The 18,713-nt window shown below is 53.2% G+C and carries 15 protein-coding genes; 8 read left to right on the top strand and 7 right to left on the bottom strand.

Annotated elements, in window-relative coordinates; genetic code table 11:
• Positions 1 to 498 precede the first annotated feature (498 nt).
• Together VRC33_RS08620 and VRC33_RS08615 are read left to right on the top strand one after the other, a co-directional pair.
• The gene (locus VRC33_RS08620) at positions 499 to 1,053 is read left to right on the top strand and encodes a cytochrome b (protein WP_338562826.1); all 555 of its coding nucleotides are present in this window, start codon (positions 499 to 501) and stop codon (positions 1,051 to 1,053) included.
• Positions 1,054 to 1,076: 23 nt separating this feature from the next.
• The gene (locus VRC33_RS08615; RefSeq protein ID WP_338564186.1) at positions 1,077 to 1,649 is read left to right on the top strand and encodes a YceI family protein; all 573 of its coding nucleotides are present in this window, start codon (positions 1,077 to 1,079) and stop codon (positions 1,647 to 1,649) included.
• A gap of 44 nt (positions 1,650 to 1,693) precedes the next feature.
• On the opposite strand, the gene VRC33_RS08610 is transcribed toward VRC33_RS08615, so the two are convergent.
• Positions 1,694 to 2,743, bottom strand: a complete 1,050-nt coding sequence (locus VRC33_RS08610; RefSeq protein ID WP_338562824.1) for a rhodanese-related sulfurtransferase — start codon at positions 2,741 to 2,743, stop codon at positions 1,694 to 1,696.
• A gap of 218 nt (positions 2,744 to 2,961) precedes the next feature.
• On the opposite strand from VRC33_RS08610, the gene VRC33_RS08605 reads away from it, so the two are divergent.
• The 4 genes from VRC33_RS08605 (at position 2,962) to VRC33_RS08590 (ending at position 7,012) form a co-directional block, all read left to right on the top strand.
• Entirely contained in the window at positions 2,962 to 4,056 is a 1,095-nt protein-coding gene (locus VRC33_RS08605) for an NADH:flavin oxidoreductase/NADH oxidase (RefSeq protein ID WP_338562822.1), read from the top strand.
• A 157-nt stretch (positions 4,057 to 4,213) separates the two neighbouring features.
• On the top strand, positions 4,214 to 5,134 hold the full coding sequence (locus tag VRC33_RS08600) for a Kdo(2)-lipid IV(A) acyltransferase (protein WP_338562820.1): 921 nt from the start codon (positions 4,214 to 4,216) through the stop codon (positions 5,132 to 5,134).
• A gap of 146 nt (positions 5,135 to 5,280) precedes the next feature.
• On the top strand, positions 5,281 to 6,501 hold the full coding sequence (gene mdtG / locus VRC33_RS08595) for a multidrug efflux MFS transporter MdtG (RefSeq protein WP_338562818.1): 1,221 nt from the start codon (positions 5,281 to 5,283) through the stop codon (positions 6,499 to 6,501).
• Between the two features lie 112 nt (positions 6,502 to 6,613).
• The gene (locus VRC33_RS08590; RefSeq protein WP_338562816.1) at positions 6,614 to 7,012 is read left to right on the top strand and encodes a MysB family protein; all 399 of its coding nucleotides are present in this window, start codon (positions 6,614 to 6,616) and stop codon (positions 7,010 to 7,012) included.
• A 134-nt stretch (positions 7,013 to 7,146) separates the two neighbouring features.
• On the opposite strand, the gene VRC33_RS08585 is transcribed toward VRC33_RS08590, so the two are convergent.
• The 3 genes from VRC33_RS08585 to VRC33_RS08575 all read right to left on the bottom strand — a co-directional run bounded on the left by VRC33_RS08585 (position 7,147) and on the right by VRC33_RS08575 (position 11,694).
• On the bottom strand, positions 7,147 to 7,389 hold the full coding sequence (locus VRC33_RS08585) for a YceK/YidQ family lipoprotein (RefSeq protein ID WP_338564183.1): 243 nt from the start codon (positions 7,387 to 7,389) through the stop codon (positions 7,147 to 7,149).
• 206 nt (positions 7,390 to 7,595) lie between these two features.
• Positions 7,596 to 10,163, bottom strand: coding sequence for a glucans biosynthesis glucosyltransferase MdoH (gene mdoH, locus VRC33_RS08580; protein ID WP_338562813.1), 2,568 nt, complete (start codon positions 10,161 to 10,163; stop codon positions 7,596 to 7,598).
• Complete coding sequence (locus VRC33_RS08575; RefSeq protein WP_338564181.1) at positions 10,156 to 11,694, bottom strand: glucan biosynthesis protein G; 1,539 nt, start codon at positions 11,692 to 11,694, stop codon at positions 10,156 to 10,158. The genes mdoH and VRC33_RS08575 overlap by 8 nt, the downstream gene beginning before the upstream one ends.
• A gap of 269 nt (positions 11,695 to 11,963) precedes the next feature.
• Between VRC33_RS08575 and mdoC the strand changes: the two genes are divergently transcribed.
• Positions 11,964 to 13,094 carry a glucans biosynthesis protein MdoC gene (gene mdoC / locus VRC33_RS08570; RefSeq protein WP_338562811.1) on the top strand — a complete coding sequence of 377 codons (1,131 nt, stop codon included), beginning with the start codon at positions 11,964 to 11,966 and terminating at the stop codon, positions 13,092 to 13,094.
• Between the two features lie 40 nt (positions 13,095 to 13,134).
• Here the strand turns inward: mdoC and VRC33_RS08565 are convergent, their stop codons facing one another.
• Positions 13,135 to 14,607: a phospholipase D family protein gene (locus tag VRC33_RS08565; RefSeq protein ID WP_338562808.1), complete on the bottom strand. Its 1,473-nt coding sequence runs from the start codon at positions 14,605 to 14,607 to the stop codon at positions 13,135 to 13,137.
• A 153-nt stretch (positions 14,608 to 14,760) separates the two neighbouring features.
• Between VRC33_RS08565 and VRC33_RS08560 the strand changes: the two genes are divergently transcribed.
• A complete protein-coding gene (locus VRC33_RS08560) occupies positions 14,761 to 15,915 on the top strand; it encodes a beta-glucosidase (protein WP_338562807.1) in 1,155 nt (384 codons plus the stop codon).
• A 3-nt stretch (positions 15,916 to 15,918) separates the two neighbouring features.
• On the opposite strand, the gene VRC33_RS08555 is transcribed toward VRC33_RS08560, so the two are convergent.
• Both VRC33_RS08555 and VRC33_RS08550 read right to left on the bottom strand, forming a co-directional pair.
• Positions 15,919 to 16,059, bottom strand: coding sequence for a hypothetical protein (locus VRC33_RS08555; protein WP_338562806.1), 141 nt, complete (start codon positions 16,057 to 16,059; stop codon positions 15,919 to 15,921).
• Positions 16,060 to 16,384: 325 nt separating this feature from the next.
• Positions 16,385 to 18,580 carry a TonB-dependent siderophore receptor gene (locus VRC33_RS08550; protein ID WP_338562805.1) on the bottom strand — a complete coding sequence of 732 codons (2,196 nt, stop codon included), beginning with the start codon at positions 18,578 to 18,580 and terminating at the stop codon, positions 16,385 to 16,387.
• Positions 18,581 to 18,713 lie beyond the last annotated feature (133 nt).

The raw sequence follows: 18,713 nt of genomic DNA, 5'->3' as shown, positions 1-18,713 counted from the left end.
ACAACATCTCTTTACGGTAACTGACTCTATACGACAGACTGGTAATGATCAAGTTTGTGACAGAAATCGCTTTAATAGCCACCGCATTATGTCCTTCGCCACTAAAGAGCCGTTATTCCCCAGGCAAACCCACTGTTTACTGTCCCATTTATCTGCCCTCAGTTTCTTAACGGGCGAACAATCACGAAAAAATGTTAAGTTAAATTTGCCGTTTAAGTGCTCCAGGGCTGACAATACATGACATTCCACTGACAATACTATAAACAACCATCAAATTAATAGACTAATCATCCCGCTAGAAATAAAACTCAACTCACTGGATATAATGATATAAATTTCCCATTAAACCTATATCAGGCAAAATATGTGAGTAAAATAGACATTTATAATCACATAAGTTGAATAAGATTATCTTTTTTGTTTCATGTGGCAATTAAATATTGATTTTATGTTTCGGGTTGTCCAGTCTGAACAAAAATTACTCCCGGGGTTATTAAGATGTTGCTGAAAAACACACCCACGCATTTTGGGCAGATCAGCATCCTGCTTCACTGGCTGGTGGCTCTGTGCGTCTATGGCATGTTTGGACTGGGTCTGTGGATGGTCACGCTTGGCTATTACGATAGCTGGTACCACCCTGCTCCCGAATTACATAAAAGCATTGGGATTACCCTGTTTGCGGTGATGATCCTGCGCGTTATCTGGCGCTTTGTTTCACCGCCTCCCCGCCCTCTCAGCAGCTATTCCCCCCTGATACGTTACAGCGCCGTTATGGTTCACCTGCTGCTTTACGGGATTTTATTTGCCATTTTTATCAGTGGCTATCTGATCTCCACCGCCGACGGCAAACCTATAGAGGTCTTCGGGCTGGTCTCAGTGCCCGCCACGCTGGAAGGGTTCGGTGAACAGGCAGACCTCGCCGGAGATATTCACCTCTGGCTGGCATGGACTGTGGTCGTCCTGTCTGTGCTGCACGGACTGGCGGCGCTGAAACACCATTTTATAGATCGTGATATTACGCTAAAACGGATGCTGGGTAGCCGCATCGATTAACCTCTGGAAGGAACACAGATATGTTGAAGAAAAGCCTGTTGGGTCTCACAACTGCTGCTCTGCTGTTGAGCACCGCTGCTGCCTCTGCAGCCGATTATAAAATTGATAAACAGGGGCAGCACGCCTTTGTGCAGTTCCGTATACAGCATCTTGGCTACAGCTGGCTGTACGGCACTTTCAAAGATTTTGACGGCAGTTTCACCTTTGATGAAGCTGACCCGTCTAAAGATAAAATCAATGTCACCATCAATACCAACAGCGTTGACACTAACCATGCCGAACGTGATAAGCATCTGCGCAGCGGCGAGTTTCTTAACGTGGCGAAATTTCCCCAGGCTACGTTTGTCTCAACCGGCGTGAAAAAGGATGGCGACGAGCTGGATATTACCGGCAACCTGACGCTGAATGGCGTAACTAAGCCGGTCAAGCTGGAAGCGAAGAAACTGGGAGAAGGCAAAGATCCCTGGGGAGGCTACCGTGCCGGATTTGAAGCCGAAACCAAAATCGCCCTGAAAGATTTCAATATTACCACCGATCTGGGGCCCGCTTCCCAGAACGTGGAGCTGATGATCTCAGTTGAAGGGATTCGTCAGTAATCAGATGTGCTCAGGCCGGTGGTCTTCCACCGGCCTGAAGGAGATTATTCCGCAGAGGGAATTTTCAGGGTCATGCTTAATTTACCGCGTGATTTATTGAAGACCTTATTGCCGTTTTCACGGCCAGCACGACGGGCACGCTGTTCTTCCGGCGTTAAAGCCAGCTCTTCCATACAGATTGGGCTGCAGCATTCATGATATTTCACCGCACAGGCTGCACACTGAATAAACAGCAGGTGGCATCCGTCATTTTTGCAATTAACGTGCGTATCACAGGCAGCGCCACACTGGTGGCAATTCGCAATTACATCTTCCGAAATCCGCTCGCCCATCCGCTCATCAAACACAAAGTTTTTGCCTTTGAACCGGACAGGTAATCCCTGCTCACGAGCACGCCGGGCATATTCAATAATGCCGCCTTCAATGTGGTAAACATTATCAAAGCCGTTATGACGCATCCAGGCACTGGCTTTTTCACAGCGAATGCCGCCGGTGCAGTACATGACAATTTTTTTATCTTTGTCTTCTTTCAGCATATCCACCGCCATCGGCAACTGATCGCGGAAAGTATCTGCCGGAATTTCCATTGCGTTGTCAAAATGGCCCACTTCATATTCGTAGTGGTTACGCATATCAACAAACACCGCATCGGGATCGTCCAGCATGGCATTCACTTCACCGGCTTTCAGATAACCGCCGACATCGCTGGCATCAAAAGTTTCATCGGTAATCCCGTCGGCCACAATGCGCTCACGCACTTTCAGCCGCAGTACCCAGAATGATTTCCCGTCGTCATCCAGCGCGATATTCATGCGCAGGTTGTCCAGAGCCGGGTGGAAGGCATAGAGCATCGCCTTCATCGCTTCATACTGGCTGGCTGGCACGCTGATTTGGGCGTTGATCCCTTCGGTTGCAACATAGACGCGGCCAAAGACCTTGAGCTTAGTCAGCGCTACATAAAGCACATCCCTGAAGGCTTTAGGATCGTCGAGGGTAAAATATTTATAGAAAGAGACTGTAGTACGCGGTTCTGGCTCGGCCAGCATCTTCGCCTTCAGCTCTTCATTGGAAACAAGGTTATGTAACACTGGCATGGTGTACGTTCCTGCGTTCAAGAGAGAAATTTTGCGGGCGCTATCATACCTGAATGGTGATGAAATCAAACCGGGATCCGACAAAAAATAACCGGGAAGTCTGATTATTGCTGGAAAAACAAGCGCAAATTCCGGAAAAGCATGTGCTGACCATCTTCCCCCGAAAATCCGCCTATAGTTAGCCTTTGTACTTTGATATTTATAGCCGGAGAAAATACATGAGCCAGCTCTTCACCCCTGTTACGTTGGGGAAGTTGACCCTTGAGAACAGAATCGCAGTAGCCCCAATGTGCCAGTATTCCGCCGATCGGGGAAAAGCCACGGCCTGGCACCGTATCCATCTGGGACATCTGGCACTTTCAGGAGCAGGCTTGTTGATTATTGAAGCTGCGGCAGTAGAAGCTACCGGGCGCATCACTCCTCAGGATTTGGGCCTCTGGGACGAAGAGACCGCGCAGGCCCTAAGAGAAGTGCTGAAGGATGTGCGCACCTACTCCTCCATGCCAATGGGCATTCAGTTATCCCATGCCGGGCGCAAGGCCTCTACCGATACCCCCTGGCGTGGCGGCGGATTTTTACAGCCGGAACAGGGCGGCTGGCAGACCTCCGGCCCCTCAGCCGAGCCTTTTAATGACACGGATGGCACTCCTCTGGCGCTGACTAAAGATCGTATCAATGAGATCAAACAGGCGTTTGTTGACAGTGCTGTTCGCGCCGATGCCCTGGGTCTGGACCTGGTTGAGGTCCATGCCGCTCACGGTTATCTGCTGCATCAGTTCCTCTCCCCGCTTTCAAACCACCGTGAGGATGAGTACGGCGGCTCGCTGGAAAACCGTATGCGCCTGACGCTGGAAATTTTCCGCGAAGTCCGCCGCGCCTTCCCGGCAGACAAGCCTGTTGGCGTGCGAATTTCGGCAACTGACTGGGTTGAAGGAGGCTGGGATCTGCAACAGTCCATCGCTTTGAGCAAGGCGCTCGCGGCGGAAGGCTGTGCTTATATTCACGTCTCCAGCGGCGGGCTTGCTCCACAGCAGAAAATCAAAGTCGGGCCGAACTATCAGGTGCCTTTCGCTGCCGCGATTAAAGAGGTTGTTGCTGTCCCGGTGATTGCTGTCGGCATGATTACCGAACCGGAACAGGCTGAGGCTTTACTGGTGGATCAGCAGGCGGATATGGTCGCTCTGGCCCGTGGCATGCTTTATAACCCTCGCTGGCCCTGGCATGCCGCCGCAAAACTCGGTGCAAAAGTGCAGGCCCCTGAACAGTACTGGCGTTGTGAGCCTCATGAAGTGAAGGGGCTGTTTAAGCAATAGTGCTGCATGTCGCGGATGAATTTTACGCAATCCGCGACAAAATCTTGCTTAATCACAACAGATATTTCAGGTTAGTAACTGAAAAATGGCACAATAGGCCATAAATAAAAAAACACGGGCAGCATAATGATGCCCCTTTTTTACGGTCTGGACACTCATGACTCAGTTGCCTCAATTTACGCGTGCATTATTGCATCCCCGTTATTGGTTTACCTGGTTGGGGATAGGATTTCTCTATCTTCTTGTCCTGCTCCCCTACCCGGTGCTTTATCACCTGGGCTGTGGACTGGGCCGTCTGTCGATGCGTTTTATTAAGCGACGGGTAGAGGTTGCGCGGCGCAATCTGGAGCTTTGTTTCCCGACAATGCCAGAAGCCGAGCGTGAGGCTATGGTCGTGCGTAACTTCGAATCCGTGGGCATGGGCCTGATTGAAACCGGCATGGCCTGGTTCTGGCCCGACTGGCGCATCAGCAAGTGGTTTCATGTCCAGGGGTTGGAGCATATCGACAAAGCACACCAGGATGGCAAAGGCGTGCTGCTGATCGGCATGCATTTTTTAACCCTGGAGCTGGGCGCACGTATTTTTGGCATTCACAACCCCGGCATTGGTGTGTACCGCCCCAATGACAATGCCCTGCTGAACTGGCTGCAAACCTGGGGGCGGATGCGCTCCAATAAAAGCATGCTGGATCGCAAAGATCTCAAAGGGATGATCCGTGCTTTGAAGAAAGGCGACATTATCTGGTACGCGCCCGATCATGATTACGGGCCCCGGAGCAGCGTGTTTGTGCCCTTTTTTGGCGTGGATAAAGCGGCTTCCACCAAAGGCAGCTATCTGCTTATCCGCAGTGGGCAGCCCGCGGTGATCCCTTTTGTGCCGCGCCGTTTGCCTCATGGCAGAGGATACGAAATGGTGATCCTGCCTGAGGAAAAAGAGATGCCGCTTGATGATGAAGCCGCCACGGCAGCCCGTATGAATAAGGTGGTGGAACACGGCGTGCTGATGGCGCCTGAGCAATATATGTGGCTGCACCGCCGGTTCAAAACTCGCCCCGCAGGCGAGCCTTCTCTTTACTGAATCTCACTGATGGCAGGCCGCTTACGCGCCTGCCACCCGCCTGAAGTCCCTGAACATTTTCTCAACACCCCGCTGTTCAGCGTGCGGTTTTGGGCGCATACTTAGCCTGCTAATAACCTCCTTCCCCACAGGTCACCCACTGCGCTATGGCTAATGCTGACGTTACGGTTACTTCGATCAACTGGCAAAAAAATCTGTTTGTGGCCTGGTGCGGCTGTTTTCTTACGGGTATTGCCTTCAGTCTGGTGATGCCGTTCCTGCCGCTGTATGTTGAACTGCTTGGCGTTACCGATCCTCAGTCACTGAATATGTGGTCAGGGCTGGTTTTCAGCATTACCTTCCTGTTTTCCGCCATTGCTTCACCGTTCTGGGGCGGTCTGGCCGACCGTAAAGGCCGGAAAATTATGCTGTTACGCTCCGCGCTGGGTATGGCCATTGTGATGATGCTGATGGGAGTGGCCACCTCAATCTGGCAATTTCTGGCGCTGCGGGCCGTGCTGGGGCTGCTGGGGGGATTTGTGCCCAACGCCAATGCGCTGATTGCTACTCAGGTGCCCCGCAATAAAAGCGGCTGGGCGCTGGGCTGGCTCTCTACCGGGGCGGTCAGCGGCGCGCTGATTGGCCCACTGATTGGTGGCCTGCTGGCGGACAGTTTCGGTCTGCGTCCTGTGTTCTTTATCACTGCTGGCGTGCTGTTTATCTGTTTTGTGATGACGCTGTTTGCGGTGCGGGAAGAGTTCATTCCGGTACAGAAAAAGGACATGCTTCGCGCCCATCAGGTGTTTGTCACGCTTAAGAAGCCAAAACTGGTGATGGCGCTCTTTGTCACCACGCTGATTATTCAGGTAGCCACAGGATCGATAGCCCCCATCCTGACGCTGTATGTCCGGGAGCTGGCGGGTGAGATCCAGAATCTGGCTTTTGTCAGCGGGCTGATCGCCTCCGTGCCCGGCGTGGCTGCGTTGATGAGTGCTCCCCGGCTGGGAAAACTGGGCGACCGTATCGGGCCAGAACGTATTCTTATCGCCATGCTGCTGGTTTCCGTGCTGCTGCTGATCCCGATGTCCTTTGTGCAGAATCCTCTGCAGCTGGGTATTCTGCGTTTTCTGCTTGGGGCCGCTGATGGCGCCCTGCTTCCGGCGGTGCAGACTCTGCTGATTTATAACGCCAGCAATCAGGTGGCGGGCAGAATATTCAGCTATAACCAGTCCTTCAGGGATATTGGCAACGTTACCGGCCCGTTGATGGGTGCCGCTGTCTCTGCCCACTGGGGATTCCGTGCCGTTTTCATCGTCACCGCCTGCGTGGTGTTCTGCAATTTTATCTATAGCTGGACGACCCTGCGCCGTCGGCCGCCTCCTCAGTAACTTACTGAAACGCCTTTATAAACTTGTTTTCATCTTTTTTAGCTGCCGGGCTTTATCATGGCGGATCTTCGACTATCCTTTTTAAATCTGAAAATGTTGTAAGGAGATACCCATGAGCATGTTTGCGACCCTGGAAGAAGCGATTGATGCCGCGCGTGAAGAGTTCCTGGCTGCTAACCCGGAGATGGAAGAATCGGAAGCGTCCGTGGGCCAGTTCAATCTGCAAAAGTACGTGATGCAGGATGGCGATATTATGTGGCAGGCGGAGTTCTTTGCCGAGGAAGGGGATGAAGGCGAATGCCTGTCGCTGCGTGGTGGTCTGGCCGCTCAGGCTATTTTTGATGACGATTTCGATGAAATTGAGTTACGTCAGGAGTGGCTGCCAGAGAATACGCTGCATGAGTGGGATGAGGGCGAATTCCAGCTTGAGCCACCGACGGATACCGAAGAGGGTAAAGCTGCCGCTGACGAATGGGAAGATGATAACAGTGACTCCGATCGCTACCAGTAAATTCTGAGGCGTGCGTGGCGGGTTCAGCCCCATCGTCCTGAAAGAGACTGTACTGCCCGGAAAGCAGCACCCTGGCTTTCCTGTCCGGCACAACAGTTTCGCATTTTACTCCAGCCCGGTTTCAGCCGGGCTGCTCATTCATAAGGCCCGTGATTCGCATCCACCGGCAGTAACAATGTATCGACCACCAGCGACAGCGGCAGATCGATAATGGTCAGAAAACGCCAGGGCGTATCCCTGACATCCCACTGTACGCCCGGATAATACTGATTCCCATGCCCCTGCCCTGGAAAGGTGCGACTGATAATGCTGCCACAGCCGCTAAGCAGCATCACCACCAGACCGGCCATCACACCCCGTAAAATCATCTTAATCATCATTTACCAGTCAATATCATAAATCGAGCCATTGTAGAGTAACTGTCCGCTGCCCGTGTGGCAAAGAAAGCAAAATTTTCGTAAGGATTCAGCAAAGCCGCGTTTATTACAGGCAAAAAAAACCGGGAGACTGTAGTTCCCCCGGTCTTGTGCGGTTCAGCCTGAATGTCAGATTCAGGCATTCCCCTGGTTAATTTCCCACGGGCTTAGCTTTGAAGTTTGCCTTTCTGAATCGCCTGAGGATTCATATTCAGCGACTTATAATAGTCAAACCAGTCGTGGTACTTGTCGGCATGTTGCCACAGGCGGTAATGCATCCTGGACAGGGTGACCGGGTCACTCATCAGCGCCAGGCGGCGATCGCGATCCAGCTTCGCTGGAGACTCACTCAGCGCCTGATCAACCATACGGTCGCGGGCAAACTCCAGCACATCACTTTTCAGGTGGCGGGAGGTAGCCATAGCACTGGCCAGGGCGTTGAAGGAGGGATTAAACACGGCATGCATAAAGCCATCTTTCAGCGCGCGCTCACGGTTCAGCGCCACATAGCGGTCGGTATCGACCAGCTCTTTCGGCGGCTCAAACTCTTCCGGGATCAGGAACAGCTTAGCGCGCTTGGAAGCATTACCCATAGTTGAGCGGCTTGAGAAGACCGAGACAAAAGGCGACAGGATCAGTGAGAAGACGATCGGAGCCAGCCACCACAGGAAGTTCAGGTCAAGCCAGCCCATGCCCACAGCCCAGACGATACCCAGCGCCATCTGTGAACCATGACGCTTGAAAGCCTCGCTCCACGGCGTGGCATCATCGTCACGCTGAGGTGAATTCCAGACCACTTCCCAGCCCAGGAACGCGCTGACCACAAACACGGTGTGGAACAGCATACGGACCGGTGCCAGCAGCACTGAGAACAGCATCTCCAGGAACAGGGAAACCGTTACCCGCACGAAGCCACCGTAAGGTTTGGCTCCCTTAAACCAGATCAGCATGATGCTGAGCAGTTTTGGCAGGAACAGCAGTACCATGGTGGTGGAGAAAAGCGCTATCGCCAGTTCAGGACGCCATTGCGGCCAGACCGGGAACAGCTGCCGGGGCTGCAGGAAGTATTGCGGCTCCATCAGCGTATGCACCACCTGCAACGCCGTCGACAGGGCCAGGAACATAAACCACAGCGGCGCAGAGAGATAGGACATCACGCCGGTCAGGAACACGGCACGGTGAACCGGGTGCATTCCTTTGACCAGGAACAGACGGAAGTTCATCAGGTTACCGTGACACCAGCGGCGGTCGCGTTTCAGCTCATCCAGCAGGTTAGGTGGCAACTCTTCATAGGAGCCCGGCAAGTCATAGGCAATCCATACGCCCCAGCCCGCACGACGCATCAGCGCAGCTTCCACGAAGTCGTGGGAGAGAATGGAACCGGCAAACGACCCTTCACCTGGCAGCGGTGCTAAAGCACAGTGCTCGATAAAAGGTGCCACGCGGATGATGGCGTTATGCCCCCAGTAGTGGGATTCACCCAACTGCCAGAAGTGCAGGCCTGCGGTAAACAATGGCCCGTAGACGCGGGTCGCAAACTGCTGACAGCGGGCATACAGCGTATCCATACCAGACGCTTTAGGCGAAGACTGGATAATACCGGCGTTAGGGTTGGCTTCCATCATGCGCACCAGACCGGTCAGACACTCACCGCTCATCACGCTGTCTGCATCCAGCACTACCATGTAGCTGTACTGGCTGCCCCAGCGGCGGCAGAAGTCATCAATATTACCGCTTTTACGCTTCACGCGGCGACGACGACGACGATAGAAAATGCGCCCTTCCCCGCCTACATCACGAACCAGCTCCATCCAGGCTTTCTGTTCCGCTAACGCAATGTCAGGGTTGTAACTGTCGCTGAGGATATAGACGTCAAAGTTTTGCTGTTCACCCGTTCTTACCACGGATTCCCAGGTTGCACGCAGGCCGGCAAAGACGCGTTCCACATCTTCATTACAGATTGGCATAATCAGCGCAGTACGGTGCTCCGGATTGATCGGCTCGTCGCCGTTCAGACCATAGGAGATGCTGTACTTGTCTTTGCCGATCATCAGCTGCAGGAAGCCCATCAAGGCGGTCCAGAAGCCCGCCGAGACCCAGCAGAACAGCACCGCGAACAGGAACAGGATCCCTGTTTGCAGCACATAAGGCAGGATCTGCAGCACCGACTGCTGCCAGTTCTGGTTGATCATATCCATAGGATCGATCAGCGCCCAGCCCTGGTAAGGCAGAATGGTTTTCATGTACCACGTCGCCACGACCGTCTGGGCAATGGTCAGCAGCAACAGGATGTAGCGGCGAATCGAGCCAACATGACGCCACTTATCTTCCTGCCGCTGCTCTTCTGGATCGCTGTAGCGCGGCTTAGACTTACGGCCACGCAGAGAATCCCAGGCACGACCAACAGGGTTGGTGCGCCAGGCTTCCGGATACATGGAAGAGCGGGTGTGGCGAGGCATAGCCTTCAGCGTGGTACGGTCGAGTTCATCAGTGTCGAACTGCTCTCCCTCCGCCACGGAATCCGGCCAGCTCATTGCAATACGCGATTTGACCGACTCCAGCGGGGCATCGTCAGGGCGACACTCTACCGGGCCGCCGTCTGCCAGCGACTGGTGAAGCTGGCTGAAAGCCCGATCGGGCTCCGCAGGCAGCGACTCACGCAGCGCCCCTTTCCGCTCGGCGGGAAGGGGCAGCGCATCGATATAATCAGTGGGTATAACAGTAGGCTTATTCATTGGCAGGCAACTGATAGCTCCAGGTTTCTGTCAGCGTCTTGTCACCGTTCATCAGCGCAGCACGCATCTCGGTTGGCTGTTTGTTGTCTTTGACGCGTAAACGCATCACCAGACGCCAGCCTTTGGTCACTGGATTATAGCGCACGCTGTTCTCCACCAACTCACCGTTGTTGCCGATACTGACCTGAGGCGTGACCGGGGTGTTATCCGGCAGCTTGCTCATCTCTTTACCGGTGAAGTCAACCACAAAGGCTACCGTGCCGTCAGGCTGGCGCACCAGGTTGGACTGCTTCACATCGCCTGTGGAACGCAGCGTACTCTTAACATAGGCCATCTCTGGCGAATGCAGCTGATCTTCGTCACTGGTGAAGTGCAGACGATATTTAAAGTTCATCTCTTTGCCAGGATCTGGCAGGTTTTCCGGCGTCCAGAAGGCAACGATGTTGTCGTTGGTTTCGTCCGCAGTCGGGATTTCAACCAGCTCTATGCGGCCTTTACCCCAGTCACCCTGCGGTTCGATCCAGCCGCTTGGGCGGAGATCGTAACGATCGTCCAGATCCTGATACTGATCGAAGTCACGACCACGCTGCAGCAATCCAAAGCCTTTCGGATTCTCGACGGTGAAAGTGCTGACCGCCAGGTGTTTCGGATTGTTGAGCGGACGCCAGATCCATTCGCCGTTACCGGCATGGATAGAGAGACCGTTGGAATCATGTAACTGCGGACGGAAGTTGGTGTTTGGCGAAGGCTGGTTCGGCCCAAACAGGAACATGCTGGTCAATGGTGCCACGCCCAGCTTGCCAACTTTATCGCGCAGGTAAACTTTAGACTGCACGTCTACGGTGCTCTCTTTGCCCGGTGTAATAGTGAAACGGTAGGCGCCAGTGGCTCGCGGGGAATCCAGCAAAGCATAGATCACCAGATGCTTATCAGCAGGTTTTGGACGTTCAATCCAGAACTCTTTAAAGCGTGGGAACTCTTCACCTGAAGGCAGTGCGGTATCAATAGCCAGGCCACGAGAAGAGAGCCCATAGACCTGACCACCGCCGATAACACGGAAGTAGCTGGCGCCCAGGAAGCTGGAAATCTCGTCGTCTTTCTTGTTTTTGCTGTTCAGCGGGTAGAGCACTTTAAACCCGGCAAAGCCGAGGTTCTTAACCGTTTCCGGATCGTGCTTAACGTTGCCGAAGTTAAAATAGTCAGGCGAATATTTAATCTGTCGAACCGTTGATGCGGTGACTTCATTAATCTGCACCGGCGTGTCGAAGTACATCCCCTGATGATAGAACTCAAGTTTGAATGGGGTCTTCAGCTTACTCCAGTAAGCTTTGTCACGATTGAACTGAATCTGCTGATAATCAGCATATTTCATATCGCGCAATTGAGAAGGCAAATTGCTTTTCGGCGCTTCATATCCCTTCCCTGCCAAATCTTTAGCCTGCTTTGCCACATCATCAATGTTGAAAGCCCAGCTTGAGCTGGCATACATCGACAGCAAAACCGCCACGCTACACCAGCGCAATTTATTCAGTTCCGGCTTATTTTTCATTTTAGTCAGCACATCCCCCCTTTCGTGTGCTTAAATCAATTCGATCCATCTTAATGGATTATTCAGCATTCTGACAGTACGACCGTGATTTAGTTCTCAGTAATGAGGCCGCTTAGCGCCTGTTTCTCAAGCGTTTAGCCGATCCAGATTACCCTGATAGTAACCTTGTGATTTCTCACTTACAGTGAGCGCAAAGCTTTAGCGTGGCTCAGGGCGAGCCAAGGTAATAACGTGTTGAATACTGGATGAATATGACGACCAAAACACAGGAACGAGAGTATTTTTTTGATTCAATCAGGGCCTATTTAATGTTGTTGGGCGTTCCCTTCCACGTTTCCCTGATTTATTCCACACAGCCCTGGGCGGTAAACAGCCCGGCACCTTCAGAATGGCTGACGCTGTTTAATGATTTCATTCACGCCTTCCGTATGCAGGTGTTTTTTGTCATTTCCGGCTACTTTTCTTACATGCTTTATCTGCGCTATAACTCTCAGCACTGGCTTAAGGTCAGGGTGGAAAGGGTAGGTATTCCTATGCTGGCAGCGATTCCGCTGCTCACCGTACCGCAGTTCTTTATGATAAAAGCCTGGACCAATAAAATCGGTGACTGGCACACCTTCAGTTTCTATCAAAAATTTAATGCCCTTTCCTGGGATCTGATTTCTCATTTATGGTTCCTTCTGGTCCTGGTCGTGCTCACGGCTGCTGGCTTTTGGGTATTTAAGTGGCTGCGTGACGGCAAGGGATCAAAAACAGATTATTCCGAACTGACCTGGTTTAAATTAACCTTCGCTATTCTGCTTTGCAGCCTTGGCTGGGGAGCCGTTCGCCGTCTGTTGTTTATTTTTGCTCCGGAAGTGCTTAGCGATGGCCTGTTTAATTATGCCGTGATGCAGTCTCTGTTCTATCTGCCGTTTTTCGTACTGGGCGCAATGTCATGGAAATATCCGGCAATTAAAGCGCTGTTTATCAAGCCCGTTCCCTGGACATTCATTGGGTCGGTGCTGGCGTTTATCGCCTATGTGGCCAATCAGACCTGGAGCAAAGGCGAAGGCTGGCTGTATGAGATTGATGCCGTGGTGTCGATGATGATGGGGCTGTGGATGGTGAACGTGGTGTTCTCGCTGGGACATCGTCTGCTTAACTCACACTCTCCGCGCGTCACTTATCTGGTTAATGCCTCGCTGTTTATCTATCTGGTGCACCATCCTCTGACCATTCTCTTCGGGATTTTTCTGGTGCCAAAAATCAGCAATGATACTTTGGGCTTCTTTACCGGCCTGATGTTTGTATTTGGTATCGCCTTTATTCTCTACGAGATCCATCTGCGGATCCCTCTCCTGCGCTTCCTCTTCTCCGGTAAAACGCAGCGTAAGAGCTGAATATCTGCCCGCTCAGATTGCTGAGCGGGCGGTTTTTACCCTAGAGTAACCATTCAATCGGCAGTCGCCAGACCAGACGAACCAGCAGACGTTGCATAAAGCGGGTGCGGGGTTCATGTTTGTGAACAATCTCCTTTTCACCCTCTCCCGGATACTCAATCCAGTTTACCCTGCCCCATTTATCCAGACGCAGCGTCCAGGCGCGCTCCTGAATATGTTTAACAAAGCGTTGGTGGATGGTGGTGGCCAGAGATTCACTCTCAATAACGAAGCCCATTTCCGTGTTGAGCATTGCCGAGCGCGGATCAAAGTTAAAAGAGCCAATAAACACTTTTTCGTTATCCACACTGAAGGTTTTAGCATGCAAACTGGAGCCAGAATTACCGGTCAGGCCTCTGTCGTGTGGCGTTTCGCGGGTATCGTTATGGGGTTTCAGTTCATAAAGAGTGATGCCGTGCCGCAACAGTTTTTTCCGCCACTTGGCATAACCAGCATGCACAATTGAGACATCATTCGCCGCCAGTGAGTTGGTCAGAATAGCGATTTTAACCCCTTTCCTCACCAGCGACAGCAGCTGCGCCACCCCGGCTCGCGTGGGGACAAAATAGGCGGAAATGATATCAAACTGCGACTGCGGCCTGCCTATCACCTCCAGCATACGCTGGGGTAGTAAGGAACCGGCTCTGGCCCGGCCCAGACCTTTGCGGGGATCGTCACTCAGCAGGCGGGTTTTTGCCCATACCAGCGGCAGATCGCCAGCTTCAAGCTGATTCACAAAGGATGAGGCATGAATACGTTCGAGATAGCGTTTTACCTGGGGATTACTGTGCCAGGCTTCCGGCAGTGAGACGGCGGAATCCGCCAGGGCTTCATCCGCTTCCACCACTTTAGTGAAGGGCTCCACCGCCCGGCTTATCCAGTAGCGGTCAAAGTCTCTGGTTACCTCATCGACCACCGGGCCGAGGGCGAGGACATCCAGATCGGAAAACAGCGGCTCTTCTCCCGCGCCAAAATACTCATCGCCAACGTTCCTTCCGCCGACGATGGTGACCAGACCATCCACGGTAAAGCTTTTGTTGTGCATCCGCCGGTTGAGTCGCGCAAAGTCGGTGAGGTAGCCCAGCGCTCGCAGGGTCCGGAACGAAAAGGGATTAAACAGACGTATTTCAATATTGGGATGCGCGCTAAGCTGGCTCAGCGTCTCATCCAGCCCCATGGTGTTGTTGTCATCAAGCAGCAGGCGCACCTTTACACCTCGCCGTGCTGCCTGCAGTACCGCGCTGAACAGCAACCGGCCAGACATATCGTTCTGCCAGATGTAGTACTGAATATCGAGGCTGTGCTCCGCCATTGTCATCAGCAGATAACGGGCGGCAAAAGCATCCAGACCATCTTCCAGCGGATGAATGCCGCTGTGGTCGGGATGGTTTTGCACCAGTGGTGATACGGCGCGGGTCAGACGGTTCTGTGTAAAGGCCGGCTCTTCAGGTTCCGGGGTAAAGGCTTCGGCCATTCTTGATCCTTAGTTCGAAGAAAAGAGGCTACCGGATGCATTATCAGTCCAGTCGGGTCAGATTGTCATGCGACTGTTCTGAATGCGGCCGGCATGAGCAATTAGTCTAAACTTAGCCCAACGCGTTCGACTCTTTGCGATGAGGAAGATCCCATGAACAGCGAAACGCCGGACAACCCGGTGATGCGGCACACCCCCCAGTTGTTCAGAAGTTTTTATCAGGGCAGTTTTGCCTGCTCTACTGCCTGTCGTGGAGCAGGCAAGCGGCTGGATCTGGTGATCAACAGCGGGCACGATATTCTGCTGGAGAGAGATTATAGCCAACTGGCGCAGGAACGGATACTCACCGCCCGGGATGGCGCACGCTGGTATCTGATTGAGAAAACGCCCGGCGAGTATGACTGGTCAACTTTTCTGCCGATGTTGCAGGCGGCAAAAAATCAGGGGATGGAGATGATCTGGGAGCTGGCCCATTTTGGCTGGCCGGACGGGCTGGATATCTGGCAGCCAGCTTTTGTTGACCGCTTTACCGCCTTTGCCAGGGCTGCCGCCACCCTGATGCGTGATGAAGGAGAGACGGCCCCCTTCTTCACCCCGATGAACCAGATTTCATTCTGGTCATGGGCCGGGGCGGACGTGGCGTTTTTTAATCCCAACGTCACAGGCCGTGGCCGCGAGTTAAAACAGCAGCTGGTAAGGGCCTCGGTAGCGGCCATGCATGCCATTCGTGAGGTGCTGCCAGAGGCGAGGTTTGTGCTGACCGATCCTTTAGTCAATGTCGCGGGGCACGCGGAGTATCCAGCCAGCCGCCAGGAAGCGCGCGCTCAGCATGAGGCGCAGTTTGAAGCCTGGGATATGCTGGGTGGCCGTCTTAACCCGGAACTGGGTGGCGATCCGTCGCTGCTGGATATCATAGGGCTGACTTATTACCCGGATAACCAGTGGTTTGTTGATGGCGAGCCGCTTGCGGCCCATCAGCCTGAATACCGCCCTCTCTCGTCTCAGCTTGCCGAAGTCTGGCAGCGCTATCAACGGCCACTGCTGATTGCCGAAACCGGTGCAGAAGGCGAGATGCGTATTCCCTGGTTAAAAGGGGTGGCTGAGCAGGTGGGTGTAGCGATGGACAAGGGCGTGGCCGTAGAGGGCATTTCGCTGTTCCCGGCGGTGGATTACCCCTCCTGGGCCGACGATCGGCGCTCTCCCGGCGGCCTGTTTGGTTTGCCGGATGCCAACGGTAACCGGACGATTTATGAGCCCTACGCGCTGGAGATCAGGAGCCAGATAATCAAGTTGAAGCAGAAGGGATAACTGTCAGGTCATCCACAGCGTTACTGAAAGCACAAAGCCTATCAGCGTGAACGACGTCAGAGCCAGCACCACAATAGCAAACTGCGCGTCATCAAGGGGAAGACGGGGTTCTTTGGGGTAATCGTTTTCAGGGTGTGAGTTCATTTTTATCTTCTTTATTATGCTTTGACGCTTCCCTGTCATGCTTTCTGCCACGGGTGGCAGAAGGACTATACTATAGCACAGTAATGCCCTGGTAAAATGGTCAGTCGCATTTAAAGATCTTCTGTATCACTCCACTGTAAGCTGATCTTTCCACATCCGTTTACTTAAGCTAAACCCGCTGATTTTTATTCTGTTTCCGATATTAAAACGGACCACATAAGTGGCCCGCCTGAATTTAAAAACAAAGTGCAGGCTCAGGGAGCCTGTGCCTTTCACAAAGACGCCAAAAGCGCCATCCCTGGCAGCTCAGCACGGGCCGTCCGGATTAGAAATCGTAAGAGAGGGAGAGTTTCAACTCTCGCGGATCGCCCTGATAGATGTAAGTGCCATAGCTTTCCACCCCCGACCAGTATTTCTCATTGGTGACGTTCTCCACCGCCAGCCGCCAGGTCAGATCGTTCTGCTGCACTTTCATGCGGTAACGCATACCCAGATCGAGCGTGGTGTAACTGTCGAGTTTTTTGGTGTTAGCCTGGTCAGCATACTGTGAACCAGAGTGCGTAAGGCGAGCGGTAGCTGTCAGCCCATCCACCGGCTTGATGTCATATTCCGCACTCAGCACGCTATAAAAATTCGCCACGCCAATCGCGTCTTTACCATCGTAAGTCCCGTTTTCGGTTTTGCTCATCTTCGCATCCAGCCAGGTCGCACTGCCGTTCAGACGCAGGCCGTAGACAGGTTCACCAAAGATGTTCAGTTCCACTCCCCGGTTGCGCTGCTCGCCATTCAGACCAAACATGCCGGTTTGCTGATTGATGATGCCGGTAGGCTTTTTGATTTCAAACAGCGCCAGCGTACCGCCGACGTTGCCGTAATCTACTTTCATGCCCACTTCATTCTGTTTGGAAAGGGAAATGCCCGTGACCTGCCCTACGTTCAGCGCGCCCGTAGAGGCCGTTTCGCCAGGCTGTAATGCCTCAATGTGATTGGCATAGAAAGAGACAGTCTCCCAGGGTTTGACCACCAGGCCGTAGCCCGGCGTCCAGCGGGATTTGGTGAAGCGGGCATCGGTATCTTCGGCTGCCGTGCCGTAGGCATAGTTACGCACCACGACTTTCTGATGACGGGCACCCACGGTCAGTAAAATTTTGTCATCCACAAAGCCCAGCGTATCGGAAAGCAGCAGCCCCTCGGTACGGATGCGGCTGGTGGGACGCGGGTCATCCAGATCGCCACCAAAGTAGGTATTTTCAGGTGCTGCAACAGCAGTGGTGTCGTAGATATTGGTAGCCGATGAGGTCAGCGCCATGCCATAGGAGGTTTTTTCACGCTTAGTTTGCGCAGCATAGCCCAGGTTCACACTGTGGCTCACCACGCCGGTGTCAAATTTGCCCCGAACGCCAGCCTGGCCGCTAAAGGCATCGACAATTTTATTGGTGTCCATGCGCCCAATGGTGGCAGCCCCCTCTGCATCAGTGAGCTTTGGCGAGGCGTAAGCCCCCGTTTCATGCGAGTGCTGTCCGCCCATTGCGCCGTACAGCGTCCAGTCCGGCGCGATATCATATTCCGCTCTGGCCATGCCAAATTCGCTTTCCAGATCGCTGTAAACCCAGTCCTGACTGTAGTTGCTGGTGGCACGGGGCACTTCAGGAATGAAGTCCACGCCGCTGATGTTCACCCCCAGACGTCCGCCATGATAAGCCTGTTTCTGGTAGCCCAGATCCAGCGACGTCCGCAGATTGTCACCGCGATAATCCAGTCCCACAGAGGCGACAGTGGTCCGGCGTTTTTCATTATCCACCGCCGTTTCCCCTTCGCGGTGCAGCAGGTTTACCCTGGCCCCCCACTGATTCTCATCGCCAAAACGACGACCGGCATCCAGCGTAGTCCCCACCTGTGATGAAGAGGTGTAATCCACGCCAATGCGCGTCAGAGGGGTATCGTCAGCATGTTTGGGTTCGAGATTAATCATCCCACCCACGCCAGAAGAGGCTGAACCGTTGATCAGCGCATTCGAACCTTTGAACACTTCCACACGGTCAATCATCTGGGTGGAGACAACCTGACGTGGCATCACGCCAGGCAGACCACCCAGCGTCATATCATCGCCATCCAGATCAAACCCACGGATACGGTAAGTTTCCGCAAAGTTGCCATAACCCTGAACATTCTGCACGGAAGCGTCGTTGGCAACGACATCTTTCAGCGTGGTGGCCTGCTGATCCTGGATCATTTTGGCGGTATAGCCGATCACGTTGAAAGGAACGTTTTTAGCTTCCTGCTCGCCCAACATCCCCAGGCGTCCACCATTCGCTATCTGACCATCCAGATAAGCTGGCACCAGTTGATCGCCGCCAGCCTTAAAATTGTCATCCGGTTTTGCCACTACCGTCATAGTGTCGTCGGTTGCCGGGCTTTTTTTAGTGCTCTCTGCGGCAAAGGCTGGGGAAGTCACCGAACCTATAACTGCAGCCAGCAGAGTTAATCTGAAACGAGCGTGTGATGAAGAGAGAGAGGCCATTACGATTCCCTGACAATTAATGCGAGTGATAATAGTTATTATTCGGCTTGCGATTATCGTCAGAAGAATCTTAATTGCAAGCTGAAAATGTAGCCAGCAGAACTCAAGACTATTTTGGTACAGGCGGGTAAAA

The organism is Erwinia sp. E_sp_B01_1 (assembly GCF_036865545.1).
GTDB lineage: Bacteria > Pseudomonadota > Gammaproteobacteria > Enterobacterales > Enterobacteriaceae > Erwinia.
This window is presented reverse-complemented; position numbering and strand designations above follow the sequence as displayed.